This is a genomic window from Paenibacillus wulumuqiensis, from assembly GCF_000971965.1.
Classification (GTDB): Bacteria; Bacillota; Bacilli; order Paenibacillales; family Paenibacillaceae; genus Saccharibacillus; species Saccharibacillus wulumuqiensis.
Window position 1 is genome coordinate 117,629 of the sequence record NZ_LAQP01000018.1, and the last position, 14,304, is coordinate 131,932.

11 protein-coding genes and 8 tRNA genes are annotated in these 14,304 nt (G+C 48.4%); all 19 read right to left on the bottom strand.

Annotation, left to right across the window (positions count from 1 at the left end; all coding sequences use genetic code 11):
- Window positions 1-2 precede the first annotated feature (2 nt).
- Window positions 3-608, bottom strand: a complete 606-nt coding sequence (gene hisB / locus WH45_RS20495) for an imidazoleglycerol-phosphate dehydratase HisB (protein ID WP_046216281.1) — start codon at window positions 606-608, stop codon at window positions 3-5.
- Window positions 609-682: 74 nt separating this feature from the next.
- The gene (gene hisD / locus WH45_RS20500; protein ID WP_046216282.1) at window positions 683-1,969 is read right to left on the bottom strand and encodes a histidinol dehydrogenase; all 1,287 of its coding nucleotides are present in this window, start codon (window positions 1,967-1,969) and stop codon (window positions 683-685) included.
- A gap of 94 nt (window positions 1,970-2,063) precedes the next feature.
- On the bottom strand, window positions 2,064-2,720 hold the full coding sequence (gene hisG, locus WH45_RS20505; protein WP_046216283.1) for an ATP phosphoribosyltransferase: 657 nt from the start codon (window positions 2,718-2,720) through the stop codon (window positions 2,064-2,066).
- Between the two features lie 61 nt (window positions 2,721-2,781).
- Entirely contained in the window at window positions 2,782-3,954 is a 1,173-nt protein-coding gene (locus tag WH45_RS20510) for an ATP phosphoribosyltransferase regulatory subunit (RefSeq protein ID WP_046216284.1), read from the bottom strand.
- Between the two features lie 452 nt (window positions 3,955-4,406).
- Complete coding sequence (locus tag WH45_RS20515; protein ID WP_046216285.1) at window positions 4,407-5,615, bottom strand: acyltransferase; 1,209 nt, start codon at window positions 5,613-5,615, stop codon at window positions 4,407-4,409.
- A 215-nt stretch (window positions 5,616-5,830) separates the two neighbouring features.
- A complete protein-coding gene (locus WH45_RS20525) occupies window positions 5,831-6,379 on the bottom strand; it encodes an acyltransferase (RefSeq protein WP_046216287.1) in 549 nt (182 codons plus the stop codon).
- Window positions 6,376-7,029 carry a pyrophosphatase PpaX gene (gene ppaX / locus WH45_RS20530; RefSeq protein ID WP_046216288.1) on the bottom strand — a complete coding sequence of 218 codons (654 nt, stop codon included), beginning with the start codon at window positions 7,027-7,029 and terminating at the stop codon, window positions 6,376-6,378. The genes WH45_RS20525 and ppaX overlap by 4 nt, the downstream gene beginning before the upstream one ends.
- Window positions 7,030-7,035: 6 nt before the next feature.
- Window positions 7,036-8,076 (bottom strand): prolipoprotein diacylglyceryl transferase, encoded by a 1,041-nt coding sequence (lgt, locus tag WH45_RS20535; RefSeq protein ID WP_046216289.1) that lies wholly within the window; start codon window positions 8,074-8,076, stop codon window positions 7,036-7,038.
- Between the two features lie 14 nt (window positions 8,077-8,090).
- Window positions 8,091-9,029 (bottom strand): HPr(Ser) kinase/phosphatase, encoded by a 939-nt coding sequence (gene hprK / locus WH45_RS20540; RefSeq protein ID WP_046216290.1) that lies wholly within the window; start codon window positions 9,027-9,029, stop codon window positions 8,091-8,093.
- A gap of 961 nt (window positions 9,030-9,990) precedes the next feature.
- The gene (locus WH45_RS20545) at window positions 9,991-11,130 is read right to left on the bottom strand and encodes an ABC transporter ATP-binding protein (RefSeq protein WP_046216291.1); all 1,140 of its coding nucleotides are present in this window, start codon (window positions 11,128-11,130) and stop codon (window positions 9,991-9,993) included.
- A 450-nt stretch (window positions 11,131-11,580) separates the two neighbouring features.
- Window positions 11,581-12,822 carry a PucR family transcriptional regulator gene (locus tag WH45_RS20550; RefSeq protein ID WP_235338437.1) on the bottom strand — a complete coding sequence of 414 codons (1,242 nt, stop codon included), beginning with the start codon at window positions 12,820-12,822 and terminating at the stop codon, window positions 11,581-11,583.
- A 593-nt stretch (window positions 12,823-13,415) separates the two neighbouring features.
- Window positions 13,416-13,488, bottom strand: a tRNA-Lys gene (locus tag WH45_RS20555).
- Between the two features lie 10 nt (window positions 13,489-13,498).
- Window positions 13,499-13,583, bottom strand: a tRNA-Tyr gene (locus WH45_RS20560).
- A 12-nt stretch (window positions 13,584-13,595) separates the two neighbouring features.
- A tRNA-Phe gene (locus WH45_RS20565) sits at window positions 13,596-13,668 on the bottom strand.
- Between the two features lie 25 nt (window positions 13,669-13,693).
- Window positions 13,694-13,769, bottom strand: a tRNA-Asp gene (locus WH45_RS20570).
- A gap of 12 nt (window positions 13,770-13,781) precedes the next feature.
- Window positions 13,782-13,857 (bottom strand) — tRNA-Thr (locus tag WH45_RS20575).
- A gap of 6 nt (window positions 13,858-13,863) precedes the next feature.
- Window positions 13,864-13,939 (bottom strand) — tRNA-Val (locus WH45_RS20580).
- 9 nt (window positions 13,940-13,948) lie between these two features.
- Window positions 13,949-14,025, bottom strand: a tRNA-Met gene (locus tag WH45_RS20585).
- A gap of 51 nt (window positions 14,026-14,076) precedes the next feature.
- Window positions 14,077-14,168, bottom strand: a tRNA-Ser gene (locus WH45_RS20590).
- Window positions 14,169-14,304 lie beyond the last annotated feature (136 nt).

A 14,304-nucleotide genomic window follows, 5' to 3' on the forward strand; every position in this document is an offset into this window, starting at 1 on the left:
GATTACAGCACCCCCTTCGTCGAAGGTACTCCTGTGACACGCGGATCAATCGTAGTCGCTTCATCGATCGCACGTCCGAGCGCCTTAAATACCGCTTCGATCATATGATGCGTATTTTGCCCGTAATGCACAATTACATGCAGGGTAATGCGCGCTTCCAGTGCTAATTTCCACAGGAATTCATGCACCAGCTCCACCTGGAAGCTGCCCACCTGCGCAGAAGGATACTCGGCACGGTATTCAAAATGCGGACGGTTGCTCACATCGATCACTACCTGCGCCAGCGCTTCATCCATCGGGATAAATACACTTGCATAGCGCTTGATACCGCGTTTGTCTCCGAGCGCTTCACGCAGCGTCTGACCGAGACAGATTCCGATATCCTCGACTGTATGATGATCATCGATCTCGATATCGCCCTGCGCCTTGAGCTTCAGGTCAAAATGTCCATGCTTCGTAAACAGATCCAGCATATGATTCAGAAAAGGTACATCCGTCTCAATCTCGGCCTGTCCGGTTCCATCCACCTGAAAAGACAGCTGAATATTCGTCTCATTCGTTTTGCGGCTTACTTCAGCCTGGCGTACATTCTGGTTCTCTGTTGACATATGAATTCTCCCCCTGATCTCCTGCTATTCATTGTGATGATATATCAAAACGGACAGTACAGTAATCCCGTACCTTAGCTGCCTTCCTGCTCCAGCCGCACCTGAATCGCACGTGCATGCCCTTCCAGTCCTTCATGACGGGCCAGTTCCATAATGATATTGCCGTTCGCCAGCAGCGCTTCCTTGCTGTAATAGATCATGCTCGACTTTTTGATAAAATCGTCCACATCGACCGGTGAAGAGAAGCGGGCCGTACCATTGGTCGGAATAATATGATTCGGTCCGGCAAAATAATCACCTACCGGCTCGGAGCTGTAATTGCCGAGGAAAATGGCCCCTGCATTCTCGATCATGCCCAGCACATTCATCGGCTCATCCACCATGATTTCCAGATGCTCGGGAGCCAACCGGTTCACGACGCTGATGCCTTCCTGAATATCCCTGGTGACGATAATCGCACCGTAATTTCGGATTGAGGCTGCTGCAATATCTCTGCGCGGCAGACTCTCCAGCTGCCGCTCTACTTCGGCGGCGACTGCATCGGCAATTTCCGGTGAAGACGTCACCAGAATGGCGGAAGCCATCTCGTCGTGTTCCGCCTGTGACAGCAGATCGGCCGCTACATAGACCGGATTCGCCAGGTGATCGGCCAGAACGACGATCTCACTCGGACCAGCGATGCTGTCAATATCGACCACACCATACACTTCACGCTTGGCCAGCGCGACATAGATATTGCCGGGACCACATATTTTATCGACCGGCTCAATACTGTCTGTTCCATACGCCAGCGCTGCAATCGCTTGGGCTCCACCAATACGGTAGATTTCCGTCACTCCTGCTTCAGCCGCCGTAACCAGAATATAAGGGTCAATGCCTTCCGTACCGCCTGTTGCCGGCGGAGTCACCATGACGATCTCCGGTACTCCAGCGACCTGCGCGGGGATAACGTTCATCAGCACCGAGGAGGGGTAAGCTGCTTTGCCGCCCGGTACGTAGACACCCACTCTTTTCAAAGGGCGAATAATCTGACCGAGCAGGCTGCCATCCGGCTGAAGGTCCATCCAGGAGTTGCGCTTCTGCTTCTGATGAAACTGGCGGATATTGTCCGCCGCCAATGTGATCGCTGTAATAAAGGAAGGCTCCACCAGCGCATATGCTGCCTGCAGCTCCTCCTCTGTCACCCGCAACCGATCACTCGTCAGCTCTACCCGGTCAAACCGAGCTGTGTATTCCAGCAGCGCCGCATCTCCCTCCTGCTTGATCCGCTGAACCACCTGCCGCACGGTAGCATTCTGCTCCGGCGAACCGTACTCCACTTCGCGCCGCAAATCAAAATCCTGTGCAGATACTATTCTCACGATTTTCTCCCCCTTGCTTCGTCCCTTGCTGTATTTGCAGATTCGCCTTGCAGCGGCTAATCCTCAGCTGCATCTTATGCTATCCGCTCTCTTGCTATCCGATCTCCTGGGTTTCGCTTGCAGCCGGCGGCTGGATGACTTTTTGCAGCTGATCGCACAGCTGCTGGATCTCTTCGCTCTTCATCCGGTAACTGACCCGGTTGGCGATCAATCGGCTCGTAATGCCGAATAGTTCCTCCATCTCGACGAGTCCATTTTCCCGTAGTGTCTGTCCGGTCTCCACCATATCGACGATCCGATCAGCCAATCCGATCATGGGAGCCAGTTCAATCGATCCGTTCAGTTTGATCACTTCGACCTGCTGCCCGCGTTCGCGGAAATACTGGGAAGCGACATTCGGATACTTGGTCGCTACACGCTGCTGAATGCCAGGCTGCCAGTCGGGCAGAGCAATCACCGACATGCGGCAGCGCGCGATTCCCAGATCAAGCAGCTCGTATACGTCACGGTTCTCTTCCATCAGCACATCTTTGCCGACAATTCCGATATCCGCTACGCCATGCTCTACATAGATCGGCACATCGACAGGCTTGGCCAGGATGAACTCCATCCCCGCTTCCGGCAGTTCCACAATCAGCTTGCGGGAATCATCCACATCCGTCGGAATCGGAATTCCTGCCTGCCGGAACAGTTCGGCCGCTTTTTTGTAAATACGCCCTTTGGGCATTGCCACTTTCAGAATCTGACTCATCGGGTATGCATCTCCCTGTTATAGTTTGCTTTCCTGATCTGTCGTAGTACGAATCACAGCCTTACTTATCGTTAACAAAGTGAACGATCTCCTGGTAATCGGCCAGGGTAGCAGAAGCCTGCTCCACATCCGCAGCATATTCGGTAACGACCATTTTCCCCAGCTTCCGCAAATCGGCAGCATGGGCAAAAGCGTCACGGCGTCTGGAATCCTCATAAAGGATCAACACTGGTTTTTCCGGCTCAGGCAGCGGCAGCTGCACACCATCCAGAATACGATTCGTTTTGAGTGCAAATCCGGTCGCCACAACATCACGCCCAAATTGAGCCAGCAGGTTATCATAGCGTCCCCCGCTGCAGATCGGTGAACCGAGCTCGGCCGCATATCCTTCAAAGACCATACCCGTATAATAGGAGAAGTTACCGATCATCGTCAGATCGATCATAACGTATTCCGAGATATCATAGGCTTCCAGTACATCCCACACCTGACACAGATGGCGGATGGAAGCTTGTGCCTGCGGATTGCTGCTGATCTCCAGCGCCTGCCGGCAAATATCCTGCGCGCCTCGCAGCCTCAGCAGTCCTTCCAGCTCTGCACGCTGTTCGGCAGAGAGGCTGAATGCGGACAGCTGCTCCCGGAAGCCAACAAAATCACGATTCAGCAGCCGATCTTTGAGCGCTTCCTGCTCATGTGCCTGACCTGGCAGTGCTTCCTCCAGCAGTCCGCTCAGGAAACCCACATGTCCAAGAGAAATTTTGAAATTCTGCACACCTGCTGCCTGCAGGGAAGATATAGCCAGAGCGATCACTTCCGCATCACCCTCCGGAGAATCCACTCCTACCAGCTCCGCTCCTGTCTGGAAAAACTCCGCTTCCCGTCCTGCCTCTTCTTCAATGGAGCGAAATACGTTTGCATGATAGGCCAGCCGGATCGGCCGCGGCTCTTCCTTGAGCAGGGAACCCATGACCCGCGCGATCGGCGTCGTCATATCCGATCGCAGCACCATGGTGGTACCACGGTTATTTAGCATTTTATATAATTTGCGGTCCGAGGTAGAGCTTGCTACCCCTACCGTATCATAATATTCGAGCGTTGGTGTAATGATCTGGCGATAGCCCCACTGGGACATTGACTGGAGCACATTTTCCTCAATGTACCGCAGTTTGGACACGACATGCGGTAGATAATCACGCACACCTGTCGGTTTTTCGAATCCTTTTGGCTTGGACAAAACAGTCACCCCTGATCACACAATATTTTATCACATTAAAGTGGTACTTTGCTAATAAAGTAAAGGATATTTGATATATTACCATACCGTAACTGCACAGTCAATTGACTTTATGCCTCTGTATAACAGCCCATTATGCTCCCTCATTATCATTCAGTAGATCGTCTATTCCTGTATATTGTCCGCGATGATCCTTGTGCTTCTTTAACCTGATTCCTATCCAATTACCCACCGGGCAGCCGAACTCCTTTATTTCCCGGAAAATAATGCAAAGTCGCATATCTGAACATCTTGCCCTGGGTACAGCATCATTTCCCACCTATGCCAAAAGGCCACCTGCATCACAGGTGACCTTTTGGGTTTATCAACAATTTGTAGTTTCTTTGCCCATCCATGGTGCTTGATGGCTCATGGCATTCCATGAATAAAGGCAGTTATAACGTCGCAGCTTATTATGGGCTGGTTCGCTGAACCGCATCCGTTTTACGTGTACGCTTGGTATTATCGTTATCATTGCGTTTCTTTTTGGACAAAGAAGCTGGAACACTGCCCAGCAGTACCCATGAGAAAGGCACCCGTCTAAACATAATCTGTACAATAATTGACGAGACAATCAATGCAAAGATCAGGCCACCATAGATCCAGCAGAAATACGTGATCGTGCTCATCGAGAACCAGTCCTGCGTTTCCCGGTAAAAGGCCAGCAGAAACGGATGAACGAGATAAACCGCAAACGAGATCTCGCCCAATCGGCGCAGAATCGCCAGCAGCCAGGCCGGTGCCCGGCGATGCAGGATAAAGGCACTATGGAACAATACGAGCGAAGACAGCATCGTATACACATTCCACATCAGCTCATACCAGAGCGAATCCAGCCATTCATTGGTGAGGCGGGCATCATACCAGATCTGCACATAGATCAGACCCGTGATCAGCCAGCTGGCCCATAATGCGATAGTGCTGAACTTCTGAATACCGCGCATTTCGCTCCATTTACTCATCACCCAGGCACGGAAAGGCTTGAAGTAGATCGCTACAAATGCCCCCATCAGATAGTAGGCAAAGTACGACAGCGCAATACTGCCCTTGCTCGCATAATGCAGATCATACTTGTTCCATAGTACCCATCCCCACTGAATCGCCAGCCCGATCGGCAGCGCCCAGCGTGCAATCCAGCGCTGACTTTTCAGCAGCGCCAGCATGAGCGGGAACAGAATATAGAACTGCACACTGATAAAGACAAAGTACAGATGCGTCCAGGCCGATCCATGGAAAATCGCATGAACATAGTCACCCAGCAGTATACCCAGCGGCTCATCAAATCGGTCATTATTATACAGCTTGTAAACGAAATAGAGTGCCGAGATCAGAATATACGGCAGCAGAATATACAGCATTCTTTTTTTATAAAAGCTGCTGATCAGCTTGCCCGTGAGCGGACGGTCATAGTAGTTATAGAACAGCACAAAACTGCTCAGAAAAATAAACGACGGCGTACCGTATTTGAAGAAAAGATTCAAAAAGTTAAATACATAATATAGCGAGGTGTTGACGGCTTCTATCGTCGCATTGGACGTGGAGTGCACATGCAGTACACCGATAATGGCAATAGCCCGAAAGAAATCAAGCTGTGGCAGCCGCTCTTTCTTAATTGGATTCAATGTTAAAGCATCTCCTTACAATTGGAATGGTACAACCGGATAGGCTGCTCTATCGTTCCCGGGCTTGTCCATTAACCCCTGGAGCTGCCGTACCTGTACCATATCATTTTGACCTTTCGGAGCATGGCTGCCTGTTATCCCGGCAGATAATGAGCCAGCATTCACGAATGTTCTGAACGTTGGCCCGGTTCCTTTTCCGGATAAACATAGCAGCCTCACTCCTTCTCCTGATCACTCTCTGAAAATATTACCGTATCAGCAATATCCATCGTTTCCGGATTTTGGCGTGAAAGTACACGCAAAGGATTGCCGCCGACAAAAGTGCCGGCAGCCACATCTTTATGTACGACTGAACCTGCCGCCACAATCGCTCCATCTCCAATCGTGACTCCCGGTAGGATCGTACTGTTGGCTCCGATCATGACTTCGTCACCAATCACTACATCACCCAGACGGTATTCACGAATCAGATATTCATGGGCAAGAATGGTTGTATTATAGCCAATAACCGTATTTTTGCCGATCTTGATACGTTCCGGGAAAAATACATCCACCATGACCATTAATCCAAAAGCCGTATCTTTCCCCACTTCCATACGGAGCAAGTGGCGATAAATCCAGTTTTTCAGTTCCAGGATCGGGCAGTATCTCGATATTTGTATAAACACAAAATTGCGAACCCCTTTCCAGGGGCTCACCGTTTTATAAATCTGACGCAGCGCATTCCGGTTGCCTTCAACGGGATAACGCTCCACCTTTCTCATCGGTCTACCGTATCCCCGAGTACCAGCTCATACAGATCACTCATCGTATGCAGAATGTAGGTCGGTTGATATTTGGATAATTCCTCTTCTCCTTTGAGCGACCAGGCTACAGCTGCCGAGCGGACGCCTGCTGCCGCTGCAGATTGCAGGTCGGCCGGACTATCACCTACCATTAATGTACGCTCAGGCGATGATCCCAGTGCCTCCAGCGCTCTTTGAATCGGCTGGGCATGTGGTTTCGGATGCTCTACGTCATCCAGCGTAATAATGACATCCATGTACTGGGCGAGTTGGAACAACTCCAGCACACGGGTAGTGGTAGCACGGATTTTGGTAGTGACCACTCCCAGCTTCAGTCCTTCTGCCTTGAGCCGCTCCAGCACTTCATTCACTTCCGGAAAAGGAGCCACCATCTCATCATGATGCAGTGAGCTGTACTCCCGATAAGCCGCCACCAGCGCAGTTACATCCTCCAGACCGGAGAATGTGCGCAGCTGCTGTTCCAGCGTGAGTCCCATATGGGGGATGATTTGCTCCCGGGTAAGCGCAGCCGAAGGATGCTGGCTCATAATATGCAGAAATGAGGAGATAATCAGCTCATTCGTATTTACAATCGTGCCATCCAGATCAAATAATATCGTATCCATCATTTATGATTACTCCTTACGTTCAGGGTGTACCTTTTCATGCCCGGCAGAATCTGTCTTTTTGCTGGTGTCCGCTGCAGAAGCAGCTGTGTTATCCGTATGATGACCTTCAGGTACAGGATCATGATGGGCCCCTTTAGTCGATACGATCGGATCGCTGTAATGCGCCTTCGACCACCCCAGTCGGCGGCGGACGATGATAATGACAATCGCAGCTACAATCAGCACCAACGACAGCAGCTGGGAGACCCGAATATTGCCGTAGCCCGGCTCAATCGCACCCTGTTCAAATCCAAACCAGGTCATCGGCGTCCATAGGCTGTTGACGAATGATACCAACCAGGCTGGACCGTCAAAGGTAAGACTGTCCGTACGCAGCGCCTCGATAAAGAACCGACCGATTCCGTACCAGATAAAGTAATACATGAAAATCTCACCGGCACGTACAAAGTGACGGCGACGCAGAACAAAGATCAGCAGAATGCCGACCAGATTCCATAACGATTCATACAGGAACGTCGGATGGTGGAATACACCATTTACATTCATCTGATTCACAATATAGTCAGGCAAATGCAGATTGTTGCGCAGGAAAGACTCATCGACAGGTCCGCCGTAAGCTTCCTGATTCACAAAGTTCCCCCAGCGTCCGATCAGCTGGCCTGCCAGCAGTCCCGGTGCGCAAATATCAGCAATCCGCCAGAAATTGTAGCCTTTATAGCGTGTATAGATCACACCGCAGATGATCGCACCGATCAGTGCGCCATAGATCGCAATCCCGCCATTCCAGATTTTGAACACATCCACAAAGTTGTCTTTGTAATCCGGCCAGCGAAAAGCAACATAATAGATCCGTGCGGCGATAATCGCGGACGGTACACCAAACAATACCAGATCCATGAAGAATTCCTGTGGAATCCCGAACCGGTTGCCCTCCCGCAGAGCCAGTACCAGACCCACCAGTGCACCCAGGCCCAGAATGAGCCCGTACCAGTGCACCTCCAGTGGCCCGATCGCAAAAGCGATCGGATTAATTAACGATGTCCCCATTGCATACCCTCTCCTTAATCCAGTTCGTCGAGATCTTCGGCGATCGTCTCGGTCAATTTATGCGTGAATTGGAGAGCTGCATTGTACCCCATACGCTTCAGGCGGAAGTTCATGGCCGCCACTTCGATAATAACTGCCAGGTTACGTCCGGGACGTACAGGGATGGTCACGAGCGGTACATCGGTATCAATGATCTGGGTGGTTTCTTCATCCAGTCCGATCCGGTCGTACTGCTTATCCTGCTGCCAGGCTTCCAGACGAACGACCAGCGTAATACGCTTGTTGTTGCGGATAGCACCTGCGCCAAACAGAGTCATCACGTTGATAATACCGACTCCGCGAATCTCCAACAGATGGCGGATCAGCTCTGGTGCTGTGCCATGCAGCTGATTGTCCGAAGTCTGACGGATCTCTACCGCATCATCCGCGATCAAACGGTGTCCACGTTTTACGAGCTCCAGCGCTGTTTCACTCTTACCGATACCGCTGCTTCCGGTGATCAGCATACCTACACCGTATATATCCACCAGTACACCGTGGATGGTGGCAGTAGGCGCGAGCTTTTTCTCCAGGAAGTTGGTGATACGGCTGTGCAGGATTGTGGTGGACAGATTGCTGCGCAGTACAGGCAGGTCATGTGCATCACTGGCTTCTACAAGTTCCTCCGGTACTTCCAGACCGCGTGTGACAATAATGCATGGCGTAGCTTCATCACACAGCTTGCCCATACGCTCGGCTTTTTCTTCATGTGTCAGCATTTTAAAGAAAGCGAGTTCCGTTCTTCCCAGAATCTGTACACGTTCTGTAGGATAGTATTCAAAATATCCTGCCATTTCCAAACCGGGCCGGTTCAGATCATCTACGATAATGTTTCGTTTTAAGCCCTGTCCCCCGGATACAACCTCAAGCTGGAACATCTGCACTAATTCCGAAACCTTCACATGTTTAGCCATTGTGTTCTTCCTTTCCCTGAGTAGATCACTTGTCTCGTATTTGATTATGACCACAAATCGCAGTACATATTATTCCCAATGTACCAATGGTAATTGAAAACGATAATGAAATCAATTGTAACAGCAGATTCCCGGCTTATTGTGGACCATAAATCATAACTTCATACCAAGCACCACTCCCGGCAAACAGAACATACGGCGGCCCTACTTCTCACTTCTCACTTCTCACTTCTTACTTCTCACTTCTCACTTCTCACTTCTCACTTCTCACTTCTCACTTCTCACTTCTCACTTCTCACTTCTCACTTCTCACTTCTCACTTCTCACTTCTCACTTCTCACTTCTCACTTCTCACTTCTCACTTCTCACTTCTCACTTCTCACTTCTCACTTCTCACTTCTCACTTCTCACTTCTCACTTCTCACTTCTCACTTCTCACTTCTCACTTCTCACTTCTCACTTCTCACTTCTCACTTCTCACTTCTCACTTCTCACTTCTCACTTCTCACTTCGGATTAAGTGTATCTTTTAATTATGAACAGTCTATGATGGAATTGAGTTTTTGATTTATTTCGTCAAATTTTCGCTAAATGCCTGTATGTATATAGCAAAACAAACAGGTATGAATTTTCTGCCTGCTCTCATTACTCATTACTTAATTTTCTTTCTCTTCTATGATCCTCTTTCTTCTTTCTTCTTTATCCAATTCTAACTCCAGCTTCTAGCTTTACTTCTAGCTTTACTTCTAGCTTTACTTCTACTTCTACTTCTACTTCTACTTCTACTTCTACTTCTACTTCTACTTCTTAATATTCTACCTCTGCTCCTGCTTTCAGCAAATCAAAAAGCCTACCGTACCTTTATACAATAGGTACGATAGGCTTTTATATTATTCACCATCAGCGTACAGCCAACAAGTGAATTCATTATTTACAAAAATCAAATCATTTACCGTGCAGAATTACACAGTTGCCGGCTCTGCATAGAACAGGTTATCTTCGGATTGTGGATCGAAGATGTGTGCTTTGTTCATATCAATCGCCATTTTTACAGTTGCGTTATCACGTGTAGTGGAACGTCCGTCTACACGAGCGATAACCGTATCGGAGCTGATTCCACCCAGGTACAACAGCGTTTCGTGACCCAGATTCTCGGATACGTCTACTTTGGCAGTAAACACGGTATTCGGAGAAGCTTCCAGGAATACCAGTTCTTCATGGATATCTTCTGGACGAACACCCAGAATAACTTCCTTGCCTGCAACATAACCTTGCTCTCTCAGTACCTGTGCTTTACCACCTGGTACAGCCAGTTCCAGACCGGATGCAGAGAACGTTGTGTTTCCGTCTTTTTCAGACAGTGTACCACGGATAAAGTTCATTGTAGGGGATCCGATAAATCCGGCTACGAACATATTACGTGGGTGGTTGTACAGTTCATCCGGAGAAGCAGCCTGCTGAATGATACCCTCTTTCATAACTACGATACGATCGCCCATTGTCATGGCTTCGATCTGATCATGCGTTACATAGATAACAGTCGTTTGCAGACGTTTTGCCAGTTTGGTGATTTCCGCACGCATCTGACCGCGCAGCTTGGCATCCAGGTTGGACAGCGGCTCATCCATCAGGAAGACTTGTGGATCACGGACAATCGCACGTCCCAGAGCGACACGCTGACGCTGACCACCGGAGAGTGCTTTTGGCTTACGCTCCAGCAAATGCTCGATATCGAGGATTTTTGCTGCCTCGCGAACACGCTTGTCGATTTCGTCTTTTTTCACTTTACGCAGTTTCAGACCAAATGCCATATTGGAGTATACATCCATATGAGGGTACAGGGCGTAAGACTGGAATACCATCGCGATATCGCGGTCTTTTGGAGCTACATCGTTAACCACGCGGTCGCCAATGTACAGTTTACCTTCGGAGATTTCTTCCAGACCTGCGATCATACGCAGTGTTGTGGATTTACCACAACCGGAAGGACCAACCAGTACCAGAAACTCTTTATCTTTAATATCCAGATTAACGTCAACTACTGTAGCTTTATCGGAACCCGGGTATTTTTTGAAAATATGCTCTAAACGTACGCCTGCCATAATAAAAAACCTCCCTGAATATAAATGTAATGTTTTTCAAATTCTGGCTCATAAGGACGTTAACTATACTATCCCATGAACAATCACGAAGCTTTTCATTATCAACCTTTCAATCCCTGGAGAAGAAAGATAACCTCTCTCACTGTAAACGCTTACCAAATTTGTTCTATAGACATTTTTATGAGAAAGATCAGTAAGCAATCCGCTCACTGTTATCCTCTATAGTACCTGTCATAGAGCAGATCGGCACCCTGTTCCTTTGCAGTATGTAAACAGTATCATGCAGCAGAAAGGGATGGAGCGAAAACAGAACAAACTATCGAGAGCGAATCATCGAACCGGCTGAATGACCATCCGTTTAACCGAATGTTTGTAACCGGTTTCTTTATCTGTTTCTATCTTACTCCAATCCGCTCTTCCACTCCATCCACAAACTGTACAAAAAATATTCTAACTTTTTGTCACTTTATACAAAAGCAGTGTCAGCCGCATCAATACAGCATCTTCAAACCGGCGCACATCCAGCTGAGTTTCCTGCTTAATCTTGTCCAACCGGTATAAAAGAGTATTACGGTGAATATAGAGCTGCTTGGCCGTCTCGCTGACATTACAATCCATTTTGAAAAAGGTCTCCAGTGTCGTCACCGTCTCTTCATCTCCGAATATATGGGAGTGATCTTCCGCCGATTCCACAAACCGCTGTCTTTCCTCGACCGGTATCCGATACAACAGACTCTCCAGACGCAGCTCCCAGGGAAGATGGATATGATCAGACACATGAAATAATTTGCCCAGATGAATAGTCTCTCTTAAATGCGCTACCGTCTGCACCAGCATATCCACCGGCATAAGCGGCAGAGCTACACTAATGTGAAAGACACCCACCCATTCACTTGCTACCAATTCATGCAGTCCCAGTGCAAAAGCCGTTAGCACATCTTCTTCCGTATCTTCCTGTTCACTGTATATATCCCGTGCCGAGTTCACAGGCAGATCTGCCTGATCTTCGTCTTCAATCAAATTATAATTTGCTAGAATGAGCCATTCGCCGTCCTGCAGCGGAATTAACAGCACTTCTCTGTCAAAGTAACTGGACAGCAGCTTCTCCAGATCTTTTAGCTGCAAATGGCCCGCCTGCAAACTATCCACGACCAGCAAAAAAGGAATCATCGAAATATTCAGCCGCTGCCGAAGCGCATAATCATCCGGTATAGCTTCTGCCGGATTGCGGCTGCTCAATTGACGTACAATCCATTGTCCCAGTTCCCGTGCAGCCTGCTCCGACTGATCCACAGCGGTATCTGACTGTTCCATCTGCAATCCGGCAGCAGATGGAAGCAGCAGTTTCAGCAGCTGATATACCTGTCTAATCCGCTCATCATCTTTATAAGAAACCGTCCCTCTAGAATCAGAAAGAACTTCATTATCATCAGAAGGAGCCGTTGTGTAGATAGAAGCTTCACTCCTATCATAAACTGCCTTATCGTGTACTCGTCTTCCGCCTCCATCTGTCTCTGTCTCTGTCTCTGTCTCTGTCTCTGTCTCTGTCTCTGTCTCTGTCTCTGTCTCTGTCTCTGTCTCTGTCTCTGTCTCTGAAGATGATACGGACTCAGAGAATTCATTGGCAAATAAAATCTCCCAGATCGTAACTTCCTTTTCATTGCTGGCTACAGGGACAAGAAAAGATCGCAATCGTTCCCTATTCCGACTGTACTCACCTGCTTGATTCTCCGTAGATTCTCTGTTCGTTGTATTGCTTATCTCTACTTGATCCATTCGATCTTCTGTATGCTTTTTGTTTTCTAAACTCTTTTTATGTTTATTGTTCTCTTTATTTTTGATGTACTCCACGTTCTGTTGGTTGGGTCTTTCTTTGCTGTTATTAGTAGGCTCTTGACTCTCTCGCTTTTCCCATTCCTCTATCGTCCACTGATACTCTACAATCGAGCAACCAATAATATGCTCAATTTGCTGCCTTAAACTGGTCAAATTCATAGTTATATTCCTTCTCCATTCTTCTCTTACGATTCATTACGTAACGGCATAAGGATATAGAACACTTATTTAGAGATCATATCATTCAACACCTTTATTTTATCCTATTTTGCAGGCAATGTATAAATATAGCGCAGAGAAGAACTCAGGATAATTCAAAAAGACGATTCAAAAACCGCTGATATAAGGATGTCAGTTTAGATTTTTCAATCCAAGCTTAAATACTCTTTTAAAATTCTAAAAAGACACAAAAAAAGCATCCTGCTTTTCAGCAAGATGCTTTTATATGATGAGCCATGAAGGACTCGAACCTTCGACACCCTGATTAAAAGTCAGGTGCTCTACCAACTGAGCTAATGGCTCATAATAAAACTGGTGGAGGCTGATGGATTCGAACCACCGAACTCGGAGAGAACAGATTTACAGTCTGCTGCGTTTGGCCACTTCGCTAAGCCTCCACAAAATAAAGGTGGCTCGGGACGGAATCGAACCGCCGACACGAGGATTTTCAGTCCTCTGCTCTACCGACTGAGCTACCGAGCCATACTACTATTTAATTAAAAGAAAATGGCGGAACCGACGGGATTTGAACCCGCGATCTCCTGCGTGACAGGCAGGCATGTTAACCCCTACACCACGGTTCCAGGGTCAAAAAATGGTGCCGGCGAGAGGATTCGAACCCCCGACCTACTGATTACAAGTCAGTTGCTCTACCAACTGAGCTACACCGGCACATAATGGTGGAGACTGAGGGGATCGAACCCCCGACCCTCTGCTTGTAAGGCAGATGCTCTCCCAGCTGAGCTAAGTCTCCAGGTATGTATGGTAGCGGCGGAGGGGATCGAACCCCCGACCTCACGGGTATGAACCGTACGCTCTAGCCAGCTGAGCTACACCGCCATATTAAAAGTAATTCAATGTTACTTCTATATCATACCTAGTAAGTTCTAGTGGCGGAGAGAGAGGGATTCGAACCCTCGCACCGCTGACGCAGTCTAACCCCTTAGCAGAGGGTCCCCTTATAGCCACTTGGGTATCTCTCCAAAAGAAAACTTACTACAGTTGCTCCCTGAAAACTGAATCCGAAACGAAACCTCGCTGCTTTAGAAGCGTATTGGATAAGCCCTCGACCGATTAGTATTGGTCAGCTCCATGCATTGCTGCACTTCCACCCCCAAC

Bases quoted from the DNA above. Each gene is read 5' to 3' on its own strand.
- hisB (WP_046216281.1), bottom strand. From the start codon at position 608: ATGTCAACAGAGAACCAGAATGTACGCCAGGCTGAAGTAAGCCGCAAA.
- hisG (WP_046216283.1), bottom strand. From the start codon at position 2,720: ATGAGTCAGATTCTGAAAGTGGCAATGCCCAAAGGGCGTATTTACAAA.
- WH45_RS20525 (WP_046216287.1), bottom strand. From the start codon at position 6,379: ATGAGAAAGGTGGAGCGTTATCCCGTTGAAGGCAACCGGAATGCGCTG.
- ppaX (WP_046216288.1), bottom strand. From the start codon at position 7,029: ATGATGGATACGATATTATTTGATCTGGATGGCACGATTGTAAATACG.
- lgt (WP_046216289.1), bottom strand. From the start codon at position 8,076: ATGGGGACATCGTTAATTAATCCGATCGCTTTTGCGATCGGGCCACTG.
- hprK (WP_046216290.1), bottom strand. From the start codon at position 9,029: ATGGCTAAACATGTGAAGGTTTCGGAATTAGTGCAGATGTTCCAGCTT.
- WH45_RS20545 (WP_046216291.1), bottom strand. From the start codon at position 11,130: ATGGCAGGCGTACGTTTAGAGCATATTTTCAAAAAATACCCGGGTTCC.